The sequence below is a fragment of the Corynebacterium sp. HMSC064E08 genome (assembly GCF_001811805.1).
Lineage (GTDB): Bacteria > Actinomycetota > Actinomycetes > Mycobacteriales > Mycobacteriaceae > Corynebacterium > Corynebacterium jeikeium_D.
Genome location: NZ_KV806698.1, coordinates 242,694 through 258,456, shown reverse-complemented (window position 1 = coordinate 258,456; position 15,763 = coordinate 242,694). Strand labels below are relative to the sequence as shown.

At 59.5% G+C, this 15,763-nt stretch carries 16 protein-coding genes; 4 read left to right on the top strand and 12 right to left on the bottom strand.

Annotated elements, in window-relative coordinates; translation table 11 throughout:
• Positions 1-14: 14 nt before the first annotated feature.
• The gene (gene dnaG, locus HMPREF2820_RS04370; protein ID WP_083308437.1) at positions 15-1,946 is read right to left on the bottom strand and encodes a DNA primase; all 1,932 of its coding nucleotides are present in this window, start codon (positions 1,944-1,946) and stop codon (positions 15-17) included.
• A gap of 120 nt (positions 1,947-2,066) precedes the next feature.
• Between dnaG and HMPREF2820_RS04365 the strand changes: the two genes are divergently transcribed.
• Positions 2,067-2,570 carry a guanyl-specific ribonuclease gene (locus HMPREF2820_RS04365; RefSeq protein ID WP_049170742.1) on the top strand — a complete coding sequence of 168 codons (504 nt, stop codon included), beginning with the start codon at positions 2,067-2,069 and terminating at the stop codon, positions 2,568-2,570.
• 26 nt (positions 2,571-2,596) lie between these two features.
• Here the strand turns inward: HMPREF2820_RS04365 and HMPREF2820_RS04360 are convergent, their stop codons facing one another.
• Positions 2,597-3,307 (bottom strand): GAP family protein, encoded by a 711-nt coding sequence (locus HMPREF2820_RS04360; protein WP_246822215.1) that lies wholly within the window; start codon positions 3,305-3,307, stop codon positions 2,597-2,599.
• Positions 3,308-3,376: 69 nt separating this feature from the next.
• Between HMPREF2820_RS04360 and HMPREF2820_RS04355 the strand changes: the two genes are divergently transcribed.
• Positions 3,377-3,952, top strand: a complete 576-nt coding sequence (locus HMPREF2820_RS04355) for a TetR/AcrR family transcriptional regulator (RefSeq protein WP_070602961.1) — start codon at positions 3,377-3,379, stop codon at positions 3,950-3,952.
• Between the two features lie 15 nt (positions 3,953-3,967).
• On the opposite strand, the gene HMPREF2820_RS04350 is transcribed toward HMPREF2820_RS04355, so the two are convergent.
• Entirely contained in the window at positions 3,968-5,260 is a 1,293-nt protein-coding gene (locus tag HMPREF2820_RS04350) for a deoxyguanosinetriphosphate triphosphohydrolase (RefSeq protein ID WP_016423106.1), read from the bottom strand.
• Between the two features lie 28 nt (positions 5,261-5,288).
• Between HMPREF2820_RS04350 and HMPREF2820_RS04345 the strand changes: the two genes are divergently transcribed.
• Positions 5,289-7,322 carry a TPM domain-containing protein gene (locus HMPREF2820_RS04345; protein ID WP_246822214.1) on the top strand — a complete coding sequence of 678 codons (2,034 nt, stop codon included), beginning with the start codon at positions 5,289-5,291 and terminating at the stop codon, positions 7,320-7,322.
• An 8-nt stretch (positions 7,323-7,330) separates the two neighbouring features.
• Here the strand turns inward: HMPREF2820_RS04345 and HMPREF2820_RS04340 are convergent, their stop codons facing one another.
• From HMPREF2820_RS04340 to HMPREF2820_RS04330, 3 genes are read right to left on the bottom strand one after another with little or no spacing between them, the layout of a single operon-like run.
• Positions 7,331-7,747, bottom strand: coding sequence for a hypothetical protein (locus HMPREF2820_RS04340; RefSeq protein ID WP_070602957.1), 417 nt, complete (start codon positions 7,745-7,747; stop codon positions 7,331-7,333).
• A complete protein-coding gene (locus HMPREF2820_RS04335) occupies positions 7,735-8,304 on the bottom strand; it encodes a hypothetical protein (protein WP_070602954.1) in 570 nt (189 codons plus the stop codon). The genes HMPREF2820_RS04340 and HMPREF2820_RS04335 overlap by 13 nt, the downstream gene beginning before the upstream one ends.
• Positions 8,304-9,689: a glycine--tRNA ligase gene (locus tag HMPREF2820_RS04330; protein ID WP_049189626.1), complete on the bottom strand. Its 1,386-nt coding sequence runs from the start codon at positions 9,687-9,689 to the stop codon at positions 8,304-8,306. The genes HMPREF2820_RS04335 and HMPREF2820_RS04330 overlap by 1 nt, the downstream gene beginning before the upstream one ends.
• Positions 9,690-9,879: 190 nt before the next feature.
• On the opposite strand from HMPREF2820_RS04330, the gene HMPREF2820_RS04325 reads away from it, so the two are divergent.
• Positions 9,880-10,374, top strand: coding sequence for a Fur family transcriptional regulator (locus HMPREF2820_RS04325; RefSeq protein ID WP_016423111.1), 495 nt, complete (start codon positions 9,880-9,882; stop codon positions 10,372-10,374).
• 30 nt (positions 10,375-10,404) lie between these two features.
• Here the strand turns inward: HMPREF2820_RS04325 and HMPREF2820_RS04320 are convergent, their stop codons facing one another.
• The 6 genes from HMPREF2820_RS04320 to HMPREF2820_RS04295 are packed head-to-tail and all read right to left on the bottom strand — an operon-like array spanning position 10,405 to position 15,759.
• A complete protein-coding gene (locus tag HMPREF2820_RS04320; RefSeq protein ID WP_016423112.1) occupies positions 10,405-11,127 on the bottom strand; it encodes an isoprenyl transferase in 723 nt (240 codons plus the stop codon).
• Positions 11,128-11,155: 28 nt separating this feature from the next.
• Complete coding sequence (gene recO, locus HMPREF2820_RS04315) at positions 11,156-11,905, bottom strand: DNA repair protein RecO (RefSeq protein ID WP_016423113.1); 750 nt, start codon at positions 11,903-11,905, stop codon at positions 11,156-11,158.
• 4 nt (positions 11,906-11,909) lie between these two features.
• Positions 11,910-12,851 (bottom strand): GTPase Era, encoded by a 942-nt coding sequence (gene era, locus HMPREF2820_RS04310; protein WP_049192908.1) that lies wholly within the window; start codon positions 12,849-12,851, stop codon positions 11,910-11,912.
• Positions 12,852-12,855: 4 nt separating this feature from the next.
• Positions 12,856-14,184: a hemolysin family protein gene (locus HMPREF2820_RS04305; RefSeq protein WP_016423115.1), complete on the bottom strand. Its 1,329-nt coding sequence runs from the start codon at positions 14,182-14,184 to the stop codon at positions 12,856-12,858.
• Entirely contained in the window at positions 14,181-14,714 is a 534-nt protein-coding gene (ybeY, locus tag HMPREF2820_RS04300; RefSeq protein ID WP_005511056.1) for an rRNA maturation RNase YbeY, read from the bottom strand. The genes HMPREF2820_RS04305 and ybeY overlap by 4 nt, the downstream gene beginning before the upstream one ends.
• Before the next feature lie 16 nt (positions 14,715-14,730).
• Positions 14,731-15,759: a PhoH family protein gene (locus HMPREF2820_RS04295; RefSeq protein WP_005511086.1), complete on the bottom strand. Its 1,029-nt coding sequence runs from the start codon at positions 15,757-15,759 to the stop codon at positions 14,731-14,733.
• Between the last annotated feature and the right edge of the window lie 4 nt (positions 15,760-15,763).

Here is a 15,763-nt window from a genome sequence, read left to right as displayed (position 1 = left end):
TCGCTAGCCACTAGCTACTCAAACACGACCTTGACCGCCTCTGCTTGCAGTTCGCGGCGGTACTGCTCCATCGCGAGCAGGTCCGCGAACAGCGAGTTGTAGGCGGTTTCGTCGTCTGAGGGGCGCATTCGTGAGAGCATCGCCTTCAGCTGTGCAATTTGGTCACCGACCCACACCTCCTGCAACCGCGCCAGAATCGCCTGCGCATACGGGCGCAGCGTCTCTGCGTCGACGGCGATTTGCTCCACGCCCAGCTCAGTCACGAGATGCTTGACGACGTCCTCCCACGCCTGATCCATAATTGCGGTCGCCCAGCTATGTGGCTGTGTGGCCGCTTCCCCGCAGGCACCACCTGCAGCCATGATGGCATCGAATACCGCCCGGTAGGTCGGATGCCCAAAGGTCTCGGGTGCGAGCGCATCGAATACCGGGCCGGTGGTGGCGGGCTCTTGAATTGCCAACTTGAGAGCCTCACGCTGCGCATAGAGCACAGGGTCCCGCGGGTTTGGATACGGCAGTGCCGGGTTGCGCCGGCGCCGCGCTTCCTCTGCCTCTTCGCGGGCACGGGCCTCTTCTTGGCGACGCTGGTAGGGAGTGCGCTTTTCATTCTGTGGCCGACTGGCCTCCTCGCGGACGCGCTGCACCAGCTCGGCTTCATCATTCCAGCCAATCCAGCCGGCAACTTCGCGGGCATACTCATCGCGCAACGCCGCGTCCTTGAGCTGGGCCAGGACAGGCACCACTCGGCGCAGCCCGGAGACCCTGCCATTAGCGGTGGTCAGGTCATAGTCGGCCAGAAGTGTGCGGAGGACAAATTCGATCAATGGCCGTCGTGAAGCAACGAGATCGCGGACTGCGGCCTCGCCCTTCTTCTGGCGCAGATCACACGGATCCATGCCGTCCGGCGCGACCGCGACGTAGGACTGGCCGGTGAAGTTCTGCTCCCCCTCGAAGGCGCGCATGGCGGCCTTCTGCCCTGCCTCGTCGCCGTCGAAGGTGTAGATGAGTTCGCCGCGGAAGAAGTTGTCGTCGAGCATGAGACGGCGCAGCAGCTGGAGGTGTTCCTCGCCGAAAGCGGTACCACAGGACGCGACGGCCGTGGTCACACCTGAGGCGTGCATGGCCATGACGTCAGTGTAGCCCTCCACGATTACAGCCTGATGACCAGCGGCAATATCCTTCTTTGCCAGATCCAGGCCGAAGAGGACCTTGGACTTCTTGTACAGCATGGTCTCGGGCGTGTTCATGTACTTGCCCAGATTGTCATCGTCGAAAAGCTTGCGGGCACCAAAGCCGATGACATCGCCGGACATATTGCGGATCGGCCACATGAGACGACGGTGAAAACGATCGATCGGCCCCATGCGCCCCATCTTGGAAAGACCCGCCTTGTCCAACTCCTCGAAGCTAAAGCCCAGGCGCTGCAGGTGCTTGGTTAGAGTGTCCCAGCCGGCCGGCGAGTAGCCACAGCCGAACTGGGCCGCGTGCTCGGCGGTGAAGCCGCGGTTTTCCAGAAACTCGCGCGCGGGCGCTGCCGCTGGAGTGGAGAACTGTTCGCGGTAGAACTTCTGTGCCTCGCGGTTTGCGGCGATGAGACGCTGGCGAGTTCCCGGTTCCTCGCGACGGCCCGTGCCGCCGCCCTCATAGTTAATGTGGAAGCCAATTTTCTCCGCACAGGCTTCGACAGCCTCCGGGAAAGACAGGTGTTCCATCTCCATGAGGAAGCTGAATACATCACCGCCCTTGCCGGTGGAAAAGCAGTGGTAGTAGCCATGATTGGGGCGTACGTGGAACGACGGCGTGCGCTCGTCTTTAAAAGGCGATAGCCCTTTCAGAGAATCCGCGCCAGCCGGTTTGAGGTTCACGTATTCTGCAACGATCTCCTCAATCGGAGTCCGTTCGCGGATTGCCGCGATATCGGAGTCCGGAATTCTTCCCCTAGCCATGAAAATAACCTTACCCAACCCGTCCAATCGACTCCGCCGTAGAGGTTTCGCTTGCCGACGAGCCGCCCGCGCTCAACCCAAAAACGTGCCGGCGGCGACAGATATGGAAAGATACTAGCCATGGCTGAGTGGAAGAAGATTGCGAGCGGCGTAGGCGCTGCCGCCCTGGTGCTGGCTGGTAGTTATTTCGGGCTCGATGGCGGAGACCAGAACTCTACGGCATCCGAGAACTCACAGGGGTCGCAGGATTCCACTGCCTCCAGCGCGAAACCAGGCCCTAAACCTGGCCCCAACTCGGGCAGCAACAAGGCTGGCACCAAGGGTGCCACCTGCGCAGTAGATACCCTGCCGCAGGAGGCCGACGATGTTATCGACCGCATCCTGACCGATCAGGACCACATCTATTCGCAGCACGACGGCAAGCACTTCGGCAACTACGAGGGACGCCTGCCGAAGGAGCGCGGTGACTACTACCGCGAATACACCGTGACCACCCCGGGTAATTCCAGCCGCGGTGCACGCCGCATCGTTGTCGGCGGCGGTTCCGAAAACGATCCGGATGTCTGGTACTACACCGACGACCACTACGAGAGCTTCTGCGAAATTCCTGACGCGGAGGAGTGAGCCAAAGTATTACTGCGGAATCAGTGCTACCCGATAAAACCGAGTTGATTTGCGCTCCGGGCAACAAGAACGATGCCAATTATTGCTGCCACCCACAAAACAGTGACCTTTGTTTCATATTCCAACCGGGGGATAACGCTCACTACCCGGTTGTAGACCTTATCCCCAAAGGCTGCGAAGAGCACTCCAACAATGACTGCGGGCGAAATCATCACTACACAGTAGAGCGCGAGGATAAGCCATTGCACTGCGAAAGGCACTGCCATCGATTCAATGATTCCGATTGCCGCCAAGTACGGCAACATCGTACCGACCTCGACAACTGCTGCCGCTAAGGCTAAACCCACCATCGCAGGGAGACCGGCAGAACCTTTCTTCGTGTCCTCCGACCGAGATTCAATTACCTCTTCGACGGTCCGTTTCTTGGGATTCGGTGCCAGGATTCCGTAAGCGGCTAACAAAATACCCAAAACCATCATCACCCAACTGAACCAGGTGTTGGATGCAATGCCTGAGACTACGTCTAAAACCTGACGCAGGCCGAAAAAGAGCGCGATGCCAACCGCAAAGTAGGACAAGACAATTGTCCCTAAATAAGTAACGTATGCGGCGCCCCTCATCCGCCGCCAGACGATTAGCAGCACTACTGGAATCAGCAGGGTTCCAGCACTGAGGCTGTCAAGAAGCGCAAGCCCCACAAGAACAAGATAGTCCATCTCCATCACTCCCTCGTACATTCGTATAGTGAACTATCATACAGTCGTACGGGAAGTAGCGTGAATGAAACCCTAAAGGAGTTTTAGGACATGAGCACGATGTCACCTCAAGAAAAAGCCATTTCCGATGCAGCAATCAAAGTAATTGTTAACCAGGGATTCGACGTTGTCAGCGTTCGAAAAGTGGCTCAACAGGCGGGCGTAGCCCCTGGAACAGTGCAGTATTTTATGGGCACGAAAGACGAACTACTCAGCAGGGCACTCCTGCGCTCGGCAGCACGACAGCATGAAAGAGTCTCGTCGCTACGCTTTCAATCGAATACCTCGCCACTAGAACAGCTCCACCGCTCACTGCTCGAACTGCTCCCCATCGGCCCAATACAGCGCGAAGACGCAGCACTGTGGGTTATCCTCGGTGCCGCTGCATCAACACGCAAAGTCCTGGCCCAGGAGTACCAGACCGAACTCAGTAGATTCCAGGACCGTCTCATTTCAGCACTGTCCGCCGCCGACGCCCCCGGAGATATAGCTCAGACGGCCCGGCTCATCACAGCTATCGTAAATGGACTAACCCTCGATTACATGCATGCAAAGCCCGACGCAGAGACTACGAAGGCGCTTTCCGATGACCTCAGTAGTAGCCTTCAGCGGATACTGCAAAAATAGTAATCGCCGACAGCGCTATCCCCACGCCGCAGCCACACCAGCAATCTGGCGATCAAGCCGCTCTACACGCGACTCCGTCATCGACGCTAGCTGATCAACGATAACCCTCAGCCGCGCTTGGTCACTCTCCGCCCGGGAATAGAGCCACTGGAACATCGGATCAAGAGTTCCCGGAGCACCCTCCTGCAGATACTCGGCCACCCGGAAAAGACGATCGCGCTCACGCTCCTGACGGCGAATATGACGCGGAAGATCCATCACATACAGCACGGCGATGGTCTTCAGCATGGTGACCTCCGCCAGAATCGAGCTGGGCACCGCGAGGTCCGCGTCGTAACGCCCGAGCGGAAGCGTCGACCCGGAGGCAGCACGCGTACCCGCGACGGAAGCAGTGACAAAACGGCCGACCAGCTCCGAGGTCATCCGTTTCAGCGCGACCAGCGAGCGCAGCGAACCATCATAGGACGCCGCAGCTGATACCACCGGCAAGCTGGCAAGACGCCCGGCAGCCTCGACGAGCTCCGCTGGATCGCCACCAAATGCGGCAGCGCCCTTGTCAGCGAGCGCGGCCAGTTCCACCGTGTCCCACAGAACACCCAGGTCAACGCGGCCAGAGACGATGCCATCCTCGACATCGTGGACGGAATAGGCGACATCGTCAGACCAGTCCATGATCTGCGCCTCAAGACACTGCTTGCCGTGCGGAACGCCCTGCCGAATCCACTGCAGAATCGCGGCATCTTCCTGGTAGGCGCCGTACTTGTGGCGGAGCTGACCATCGGGACCGATTGGAGTCCACGGGTACTTACAGGCCGCATCGAGCGCCGCCCGAGTGAGATTGAGTCCACAGGGCTCACCTGTACCATCGAGCACCTTCGGCTCGAGGCGAGTGAGAATACGCAGCGTCTGCGCGTTGCCCTCGAACCCGCCGCAACCAGCGGCAATCTCGTTGAGGGCACGCTCGCCGTTGTGGCCATACGGCGGATGCCCGATGTCATGGGTCAGGCCGGCCAGCTCTGCGAGATCCTCATCTGCACCCAACTCGCTGGCGATTCCACGGGAAATCTGCGCGACCTCCAGCGAGTGAGTCAGGCGCGTGCGCGGAGTATCACCCTCTCCTGGTCCCACAACCTGGGTTTTGTCAGCCAGCCTGCGCAGCGCTGCGGAGTGCAGGACGCGGGCGCGATCTCGCGCAAACGCCGCCCGGTGGGATTCCAAGGACTGCACCCCGGGCAGCAATGACTGCTTCGGAGACTCCTCGACAATACGAGCGAGTTCAAAAGATGAATACGAAAATTTACCGGCCACGTAATTATTGTTACGTATCCTTGTAGATATGTCTGACAGGAATCGCGTGTTTCGCCCCCTTTACCTTGCCGCATCGGGTGCTTTCCTCGGCCTGAGCATGCCGCTAATTACTGCCGCACTACCGGCACAGCCACCGGTTCACGCACCTGCTTCGCTGCTGGCACTCGCACCGTCAGCATCCCTGGCGCACGCCGAGGCGCCGGCGGATGTGTCAGGTGACGTGGACGATCTCGCAGGTGTGCTGAGCAGCGGCGAAGAGGCTCGCTTAAAGGAGCAGATTCAGCAGCTCAAGACAGAGAAGCGACTCCTGTTCTCGGTGTTTTATATCAAGAGCTTCGACGGCATTCAGGGCCAGCAGTGGGCACAGCAGGCCTGGGAACACCTCGGAGCTGCCGACAACCGCGGTGTCATCGTCGTCGCTGTGGAAGACCGAAACCTCGGCGCTTTCGTCGGAGACTCCTTCCCCCGCAACGCGGAGGCCATCAACAGGGCAGCTCAAGGGCAGTTGTTAGAGGATGACAACTGGGCAGCTGCGGGTGAAGCTGCCATCGCCGAGGCAGGCGGTGGCAGCGGCTCCGCCGGTGGGTGGGCGCTCGGTGCCGGCCTCGGTGGTGCCGCCGTTGTCGGTGGCGCCACCTGGGCCGTGGGCCGTCGCAATAAGAAGAAGCGCGATGAGGAGGAGATCGCTCGTGGCCGCAACATCGACCCCAGGGATGTCTCTTCGCTGGACTCGCTGAGCACCAGCTCGCTCGATGTTCTTGCGCACGATGAGATTGTCAGTACCGATGAGTCCATTCGCAAGGCCAACACCGAGCTCGACCTCGCTCGCGCTGAGTTCGGCACCGAACGCATCCGCAGCTTCGACAACGCACTGAAGCACTCTCAGTCCACGCTCGAGCGCGCGTTTGCACTTCGCCAACAGCTTGACGACGGCTCCGTGACCGACGAAATCGAGCGCCGCAGTGTCCTACTGGAGATTATCTCCACCTGTGGTGTTGCGGATGACCAGCTCGACGGCGAGGCCGCAAACTTCCAGAAACTCCGCCAGGAGTTAATGAATGCTGAAGCGACCATTTCAAAGCTCACTCAGCGAAGCGTCGAGCTGCGCTCACGTATGCCGCGTGCCGGCGAAATTCTCGACGGTCTGCGCGCACGTTACGAAGAGCAGATGCTCAGCTCTGTGACCGACAATATCGACATGGCCACGGAGCACCTGAATCAGGCTGACCAGTCAATGACTGAGGCCCGCCGCATCGCGGACCTACCCGCCGGTGAGCAAGGTGGTCTGATTGATGCACTGTCGGCCACCGACTTTGCGCTCACACAGGCAGAGAGTCTTCTGGAGGCCATTGAACACGCCGATAGCGATATTCACGCTGCAGTCGCGGGGCTGGCTTCCCTTATCGCCGAGGTCCGGGGTGAAATCGATGAGGCCTCGCACCTGATGTCGGCACCGCAAGGCGCCAACATCAACCGCGAGCGTCTCAATGCAGCCATCGAAGCAGGCCGCGAAGCACTCGGTGTGGCAGCCAATAAGTCCGAAGTGGATCCACTGAGTTCCTGGACCGCACTGACCGATGCCGATGAGCTGCTCGACGAAGCCCTCGACTCCGCTCGAGATAAGGCCGCGTCGTTCGCCCGCGCTACCGCTACTTTGCAGCACAGCATGCAGGATGCCGACAATCACATTCGCGCCGCGGCTGACTTAATTGCTACCCGCCGCCGTGTGGTTGGCGCTGAGGCTCGCACTCGCCTCGCAGAGGCGCAGCGTGCTTACGGCTCTGCTCAGGGCTTCGCCAACGACGATCCGCGAAAGGCTTTGGCCTACGCACGTCGTGCGCGCAAGCTCGCGGCTGAGGCCGCTGACTTGGCCCGCCGTGACATCCGCCGCTACCAGGATCAGCGCCGCGGTGGCGGCAGCAACGGTTCGATGGTCGCCGGCATGGTGCTAGGCAGCATGCTCAGCAACAACAGCGGCTTTGGTGGCAGTATCGGCGGATTCGGCGGTTTCGGCGGAGGTTCGAGCCGACCAGGCGGCTCCGGCAGCACAATGGGCTTCTAGATTCCCGCCTAAATTCGCATCTGGCGTGGTCCATCCACAGACCACGTCGCCAGAGCGGCGGCAATCAGCCAGTCTTCGAAACTCCCCCGGAAGTCTCCTTTCTGGGCATAGACACCAAATACCCCTCGGCCTAGGCTGTCCTCTCTGACGATTCGGGCGAGCTCATAGCCTGGCCGTTCGATGTCGAAGACCGTGCGAATTCCCCGTCCTTCTCTGTTTAGGACGAAAGAATCCCCCTCATCCGGATTCGTCATCACTAGCGCGTTCGTGCTAAAAAAGCGGGCTTTCACCTGCCAGCCACGCCCTTGTGACGAGGTGATCCAGAAAGCACTAAAGACCCCGTCCTGACAGCTCCAGCCGTCGGACAGGGTCTTTTTGTACTCGTCGTAAACGACGCCGTCTGCAATAGTTGCTACACGATCCACACCCAAATCATATAGGCAATCAGCAAGAGCAAGCAGACAGTGAGAATCCAGGTAGAGGAAACCATGCGGGACTCCAGCACTCGACGAGCACTGTAGACCAGGAAGATCTTCTCCTCTTCCGGCAGCGCACGGCCCTCATCGGTGTCGAACTGCACCTCTGCGTGGCGCACGCCACGGGACGCACCGGTAAACTGGCCCCACTTCTCGCCGGTCTTCGCATTCTCGATGACGTAGTTCGTCGATCCCTCGCACACCAGCTTGCCTTCAGGACGCTCCGGCCCAAAGGTCACTGAAAGCTGCTTGGCTCGCGAAATCTTGTCACGGTCAGCAGCAACGGTCGAGAACACGCGGCCGTCGGGAAGCGTGGCGGAAACACGGTGATTAGCAGAGGCGTCAATGACCCACTCCCCTTCCGGGGTGTTGAGGCGATCGCCCTGCTCATCACGGATGTACGTGCCGACTTCGGTGCGTTCCTTCAGAATCGGCCAGGTTTGCTCGGATTTTTCCCGAGAACCGTCGCCGAGACTATAGGATTCCCAAAAAACTTCTTCGGCCATTAGCAGCCCACCAGGCGAGCTGCGAGGTAGCCTTCCAGCTCGTCAATCTTGACGCGCTCCTGCTCCATGGTGTCGCGGTCACGGACGGTCACAGCGTTGTCCTCGAGAGTATCGAAGTCAACGGTGACACAGAACGGAGTACCGATCTCATCCTGGCGACGGTAACGACGGCCGATAGCACCGGAGGTGTCGTAATCGACGGCCCAGTACTGGCGCAGCTTGTCGGCGACAGCCTCAGCAGTCGGAGTCAGGGTGTCCTTCTTCGACAGCGGCAAAACAGCAACCTTAACCGGCGACAGACGCGGGTCCAGCTTCAGCACAGTACGGGTGTCGGTGCCGCCCTTTGCGTTCGGCACCTCTTCCTCGGTGTAGGCATCACACAGGAAGGCCATCAGGGCGCGGGTCAGACCGAAGGACGGCTCAATGACGTACGGAACGTACTTTTCGCCGGTGACCTGGTCGTGGTAACGCAGGTCTTCCTTGGAGTGCTCGATGTGGCAGCCGAGGTCGTAGTCCGTACGGTTGGCGACACCCATCAGCTCGCCCCACTCGTTGCCCTGGAAGTGGAAACGGTACTCGAAGTCGATTGTGCGTGCAGAGTAGTGAGCGCGCTCGTCCTTCGGAACGTCGAACTGACGCATGTTCTCCGGGTTAACGCCCAGGTCAATGAACCAGTTCCAGCAGGCGTCGACCCACTCATCGAACTTCTCTTCCGCCTCGTTCGGTGCGACGAAGTACTCGATCTCCATCTGCTCGAACTCGCGGGTACGGAAGATGAAGTTGCCCGGGGTGATCTCGTTACGGAATGCCTTACCGGTCTGGCCGATACCGAACGGTGGCTTCATACGAGCCGTGGTCATAACGTTCTTGAAGTTTACGAAGATACCCTGAGCGGTCTCCGGGCGCATGTAGTGCAGGCCCTGCTCATTGTCGACCGGGCCGAGGAAGGTCTTCATCAGACCGGAGAACATCTGCGGCTCGGTCCAGTTGCCCGGCTGACCGGTCTCCGGGTCCGGAACGTCTGCCAAACCATTGGCCGGCGGGTGACCGTGCTTGGCCTCGTAGGCCTCCAGCAGGTGGTCGGCGCGGTAACGCTTGTGGGTGTGCAGGGACTCCACCAGCGGGTCGGTAAAGGTAGCGACGTGGCCGGAAGCTTCCCAGACCTGGCGCGGCAGGATAATGGAGGAATCCAGGCCGACGACATCCTTACGACCGGTGACGAAGGTCTTCCACCACTGGCGCTTGATGTTTTCCTTCAGCTCCACACCCAGGGGACCGTAATCCCATGCCGAGCGGGTACCGCCGTAAATTTCACCACACGGGTAAACGAACCCCCTGCGCTTACACAGGTTGGCGACGGTATCGACAACTGACTTAGGTGCCACGGTCTAGACCACTCCTTATAAATGGCTTCGCATCGCACACCACACGCCTTTTCCGGGCACACAATTCAGCCCGTTCCGTGCGGCGAACGACATAATGAAAAGCAAAATGTACTAACCTCAACAGGCCAGTTAAAAGTTCCCCTATACTCTAGCGCATCTTGTCCAACCGATACCGGGTAGTGTCGGTTACATGGCTGGCGAAGATATGCACGAAGTTAGTTCTGGCGAAAACCCACGTGGTACGGGCTCCCCCGCTAGCACCGGGGCACACGCCTCCGCGCGGCCGGCCGCAACCCGCATCGGCCAGCGCAGTACTCGCCAACGCCGCGCCGTCGTGTCGATTATGAGTGAGGCTCCTAATTTTCGCTCCGCTGCTGACATTCATAAGTCGCTGACGGAACGTGGGGACAAGGTCGGCTTGACGACGGTCTATCGGACGCTCCAGTCCCTTGCAGAAATGGACATTGTCGATGTTCTGCACAATGCCTCCGGAGAGGCTCTCTACCGGCTGTGCGGTGACCACCACCATCATCACCTGGTCTGCACCGATTGCGGCAGCACCGTTGAAGTCGCCGGCGGCCCTGTCGAGCAGTGGGCTCACAGCCTGGCGGAGGAGCACGGTTTTAATCTAACCGGGCACACTGCTGAGGTCTTCGGCCTGTGCAGGGACTGCCAGAAGAAGTAGCCCGGCCTCCCGCCCCAAAAAATACCGGCTCTAGGCCTTGCCGAACCTACGGTCGCGCTTGGCGTACTCCACCACTGCGGCGCGCATGTCATCCCGACCGAAATCCGGGAAAAGCTTGTCCTGATAGACCATCTCCGCATAGGCGGACTGCCAGATCAAGAAGTTGGACGTGCGCTGCTCGCCCGACGGACGCAAGAACAGATCAACATCCGGCATAGTCGGCTCATCCAGGAACTGTGCGAAAGACTTCTCGGTCAAGTCATATTCGCTGAGCTCCCCCGCTGCTGCCTGACGAGCAATCTCTCTAGCAGCATCAACAATTTCAGCGCGACCACCGTAGTTGACGCACATATACAGAGTTAGCGCGTCATTGTCCTTCGTCTGCTCCTCGGCAATCTCAAGTTCCTTAATCACCGAGCGCCACAGTCGCGGGCGACGCCCTGCCCAACGCACGCGAACGTTCTTCGAATCCAGCTCATCACGACGTCGGCGCAGCACGTCGCGATTAAAGCCCATGAGGAATCGGACCTCATCGACCGAACGGCGCCAATTCTCAGTGGAAAATGCGTAAGCCGACAGGTGCTTGACGCCCATCTCCAAACAAGCATCGACGCACTCCATCAGCACGGCCTCGCCACGCTTGTGTCCCTCGGTGCGTTTGAGCCCACGCTGTTCGGCCCATCTACCATTGCCGTCCATCACGAGCGCGATGTGATTGGGCACGAATTGCTGCGGTACAGGAGGATTCAACACGCTTCCTATTGTGCCCCACCGCTACTGTTTACTGCCAAAAAGCATCCACATGTTCCAGCGCCGGCACCCGGCGGCCCAGGTAGTACTGCAGGTACTTCGCCGTTAGGGTACGCGCCGTCGCCATCCGTCCCTCGAATTCGCTTGACGACGTATCGATGCCCGCCCATTGCTCATGAGCAAGCTGCCACATCAGATGCAGAACCTCGGTCGGCGGAGTATCTGCACCCGGTGGCCGGCAGTTAGTGCACACTGCTCCACCTAATGCGGGAGAAAACGCGTGGTGAGGCCCGGCTTTGCCGCAGCCTGCGCATTCAAAGAGGCTTGGCTGCCAACCTGCCTGCGCCATTGCTCGCAGGATGTAGGAGGTCAGCAACAAATCGGGGCGATGGCGACCGGCCGCAACGTCGTCGAGCGATTGGGTGGTGAGATCCCACAATTCGGGAGCCGGCACTTGCTCCTCGCCGACAATGCGTTCGGCGACGTCCAGGACTGCACACGCACAGGTGTAGCGCGCATAGTCGTCGACAAGCGGTGCTGCCCACGTGCGCACGGTATCTGCGCCTGCGATAGTGGACAGTCCTCGGCGTGGGTAGATGTTGACATCCACGTCGACGAATGGTGACAGGCGGGAGCCGAAGCGGCTCTTCGCGCGCCGCACGCCTTTGGCGACACCGCGGACTAGGCCGTGGTCGCGGGTGAAAAGGACGATGATGCGGTCGGCTTCTCCGAGGTCGTAGCGGCGTACGACCAGCGCACGGTCGCGATACGGCTCGACCAATTTTTTAGAATCCCAACTTGCCCAGCTGCTTCGGGTCCGACTGCCAGTCCTTCAGCACCTTCACGCGCAGGTCGAGGTAAACATTCTGACCGAGCAGCGCAATGAGTTCCTTACGAGCCTTATGAATGGTGGTGCCCATGCGTCGACCGTCGCGTCCCATGAGGATGGACTTCTGCCCCGAACGCTCGACATAGATAACGGCGTGGACATCCAGGACGCCTTCGCGGTCCTGGTTTGGCAGCACCTCATCGATCTGGACTGCCACGGAGTGCGGCAACTCATCGCGCAGACCGCCGAGGGCCGCCTCGCGAATGAGCTCCGCCATCCGGGTGTGCAAATCCTCATCGGTGATGTGACCCTTCGGATACAGGCGCGGTCCCTCCGGCAACTGGGAAGACATGACATCAATCAGCGTGTTGATGTTCTCGCCAGACTTCGACGACAGTGGCACAAGCTCGGCATCCGGACCGAGCAACTCCTGCAGCTCAATCAGGCGCTCAATAATGGTATCGCGCGAGACCTTATCCACCTTGGACACAATGCCCATGATGTTCTTGCAACCTTTGGAGACGTTCTCGTAAATCCAGCGGTCACCGGGGCCAATTTTCTCGTCGGCAGGCACGACCATCGCTACCAAGTCCACATCGGAATAGGTCTCCTGAACCATGTCATTCAGGCGCTCACCGAGCAGCGTGCGTGGCTTGTGCAGACCTGGCGTATCCACGACAACAATCTGACAGTTCTCGCGGTGGACTACACCTCGGACTGGATGACGCGTGGTTTCCGGCTGGTTAGCGGTAATAGCGATCTTCTCGCCCACCAGGGAATTGGTCAGCGTGGACTTACCGGTATTCGGACGCCCCACAATGGAAACGAACCCAGAGCGAAAGCCCTCCGGCGCACTGTAATCATCAGCATCTCCGCCAAGTCCAGCATTGGCCAGCATGTCATCAAGATTGCCCATCAGTATCTTCTTCCTCGGAGTAAAACTCCGCAGTCGGCTCCACCACCACAGTGCGTACCCGCATACGACCACGACGGTCACGCGAGCCCTCGGCGGTAAACTTCAGTCCTGCATATTCTACGTACGAACCGGGCAGTGGCACACGTCCAAGCTCATATGCCAACAGACCGGAGACCGTATCCACCTCATCGGTGACCTCGTCATCGAAGACGAGTTGGCGCCCGTGGGCTTCGTCGTAAAGCTCTATGAGCTCGCCCAAGCTGAGGCGCGCCTGCACTCGGTAGGAGGCATCCCCCAGTGGTTCGATGGGGGCCTGCTCGGCCTCGTCGTATTCGTCGGCAATCTCACCGACAATCTCCTCGAGGATGTCCTCAATAGAGATAAGACCGGCGACCGATCCATATTCGTCGATGAGAATGGCGATGTGATTGCGGGTGCGCTGCATTTCATCGAGCAGGTCATCCAGTGGCTTGGAATCGGGCACAAAAACGCAGTCACGCATGACCTCGGAGACGCGAACACCGCGGCCACCATCAGTACGCGAGTACGTCTGCTGGACAATGTCCTTCAAGTAAATGACGCCGACGATGTCCTCAACGCTCTCGCCAATCACCGGCAGCCGCGAGTGACCCGACTTCACGCATAGGGCCACTGCCTGACCACAGTGCTTATCCGCCTCAATCCACACCATCTCTGGGCGCGGAACCATAACAACGCGTGCCGACGTTTCCGCGAGATCGAACACAGACTGAATCATGCGGCGCTCATCGTGCTCCACAATGCCGCGCTCCTGGGCGATATCGACCATCTCGCGCAACTCGACTTCAGTGGCGAACGGGCCATCGCGGAAGCCACCACCAGGTGTGATGATGTTGCCGAACCAAATCAGCAACTTTTCCAGTGGCCCCAACACCTTGGCCATAAAACTCAGGACGACTGCGGTGGCGAGGGAAATCGAGTACGGATTCTTCCGACCCATGGTGCGGGAAAACACCCCGAGGACCAGGAAGGTGAACAGAGCCAGCAACACCACTGCAGCCACAATGGCCCAGCGCTCCGGCTCGAAAAGCTTAAGACAAACTGCCGCAAGCGTCACTGCACCGATTGACTCGCACAGCGTCCGCAAAATCACCAGCACATTGACGTGCCGAGCCCGATTTTCTACGACCTTGAGAAGCGCATTAGCACCCGCGACCTCGTCACGCTGCAGCTCGGCCACGCGCGCACGGGAAATCCCTGCGACCGCAGTTTCGACTGTGTTAAGTCCGCCAGCGCAGATCATCGCCACAACGGCGACAATTATCAAAGTGATCATCGCTCGTTAGAACGCTCCGGGAACGCATTGGGGTTAATTGGTTTTTCGGAAAAGCTCACGCCACGACGATCGATGTCGTCGTACCAATCCGCCAACAGGCCATTCTGCAGGGAGAACATCTGGCGCTCTTCCTCCGCCGTGACATGGTCATAACCCAACAGGTGCAGTACGCCGTGCACGGTGAGCAGAACCAACTCGTGGCTCAGCGGATGACCTGCACGCTCCGCCTGCCCCGCGGCAAACTCCGGGCACAACACAATGTCGCCCAGCATTGCAGGCCCTGGGCTAGCTGCATCTGGTCGGCCAGAGCCAGGAGTGAGCTCATCCATCGGGAAGCTCATCACATCTGTCGGACCCGGCAGATCCAGCCAGCGCACATGGAGGTCTTCGATCGTCTTCAAGTCGACAATGTGAATGCTCAGCTCGGCTGCCGGATGCACGTCCAGGCGGCCCAGCGCATAACGGGCAACGTCGATAAGCGACTCTTCATTGACGCCCTGACCGGACTCGTTGAAAACTTCAATGCTCATGTAATTTCAGCGTCCTTTATCGCTTTGTGGCGGACTGTCGCTTTTGTGGGGACTCGGCGCCCTGTTCAATACCTTCGTTATAGGCATCGTAGTCATCGTAGGCCTCGACAATTGCGGTTACCAGCGGGTTGCGCACCACATCCGCAGCCGCCAGCGCCGGAAAAGCGATTCCCGGCACACCGCGCAGCACCTCACGGGCGACAGCTAGACCGGACTTCTGCCCCCGAGGCAGGTCGACCTGGCTGGCGTCACCGGTGATGACCATCTTCGAACCGAAGCCCAGGCGGGTGAGGAACATTTTCATCTGCGCCGGAGTAGTGTTCTGTGCTTCGTCGAGAATGATGAACGCATTGTTCAAGGTACGACCGCGCATGTACGCCAGCGGTGCGACCTCCACTACCCCAGTTTCCATCAGCTTTGGAATCAGCTCTGGCTCAAGCATTTCGCGCATCGCATCGTGCAATGGGCGCAGGTAGGGGTCAATCTTCTCATGCAGAGTACCCGGCAGGAAGCCCAGGTTTTCACCGGCCTCCACTGCGGGGCGAGTCAGAATAATGCGTTCGACCTGCTTATTCTTCAGCGCAGCAACAGCCTTGGCCATGGCCAGGAAGGTCTTGCCCGTACCGGCGGGGCCGATACCGAAAACAACGTTATAGCGGTCGATGGCATCGACGTAGTTCTTTTGTCCCTCAGTCTTGGGACGCACGGTCTTGCCACGATGCGTCACGATGCCGCCACCGAGCACCTCGCTGGCGGACTTCTCCCCGCGATCCACAATGCCCACCGCGTGCCGCACCGACTCCGGGGAGAGCTCGTGCCCACGACGGGCCATTGCCTCTAACTCCTTGAAAGCGCGGACAGCCAACGAAACATCCGCCGGAGCACCCTTGATTGTCACAACTCCGCCGCGGACATGAATATCCGCTGCCAGCAGAGATTCCAGCAGACGTAGGTTCTGATCCGCATGACCGACCACAATCGGCGCGAGATTGTCATCGAGCTCGACGACGGCCGTGGTACGAGCAGTTACTGAATACTTTGTCATTATG

Coding starts and splice junctions, on each gene's coding strand:
- HMPREF2820_RS04360 (WP_246822215.1), bottom strand. CDS start 3,307: ATGTACGAGGGAGTGATGGAGATGGACTATCTTGTTCTTGTGGGGCTT.
- dnaG (WP_083308437.1), bottom strand. CDS start 1,946: ATGGCTAGGGGAAGAATTCCGGACTCCGATATCGCGGCAATCCGCGAA.
- HMPREF2820_RS04335 (WP_070602954.1), bottom strand. CDS start 8,304: ATGGCCGAAGAAGTTTTTTGGGAATCCTATAGTCTCGGCGACGGTTCT.
- HMPREF2820_RS04295 (WP_005511086.1), bottom strand. CDS start 15,759: ATGACAAAGTATTCAGTAACTGCTCGTACCACGGCCGTCGTCGAGCTC.
- HMPREF2820_RS04325 (WP_016423111.1), top strand. CDS start 9,880: ATGGCTGGCGAAGATATGCACGAAGTTAGTTCTGGCGAAAACCCACGT.
- ybeY (WP_005511056.1), bottom strand. CDS start 14,714: ATGAGCATTGAAGTTTTCAACGAGTCCGGTCAGGGCGTCAATGAAGAG.
- HMPREF2820_RS04345 (WP_246822214.1), top strand. CDS start 5,289: ATGTCTGACAGGAATCGCGTGTTTCGCCCCCTTTACCTTGCCGCATCG.
- HMPREF2820_RS04355 (WP_070602961.1), top strand. CDS start 3,377: ATGAGCACGATGTCACCTCAAGAAAAAGCCATTTCCGATGCAGCAATC.
- HMPREF2820_RS04365 (WP_049170742.1), top strand. CDS start 2,067: ATGGCTGAGTGGAAGAAGATTGCGAGCGGCGTAGGCGCTGCCGCCCTG.
- HMPREF2820_RS04305 (WP_016423115.1), bottom strand. CDS start 14,184: ATGATCACTTTGATAATTGTCGCCGTTGTGGCGATGATCTGCGCTGGC.
- era (WP_049192908.1), bottom strand. CDS start 12,851: ATGCTGGCCAATGCTGGACTTGGCGGAGATGCTGATGATTACAGTGCG.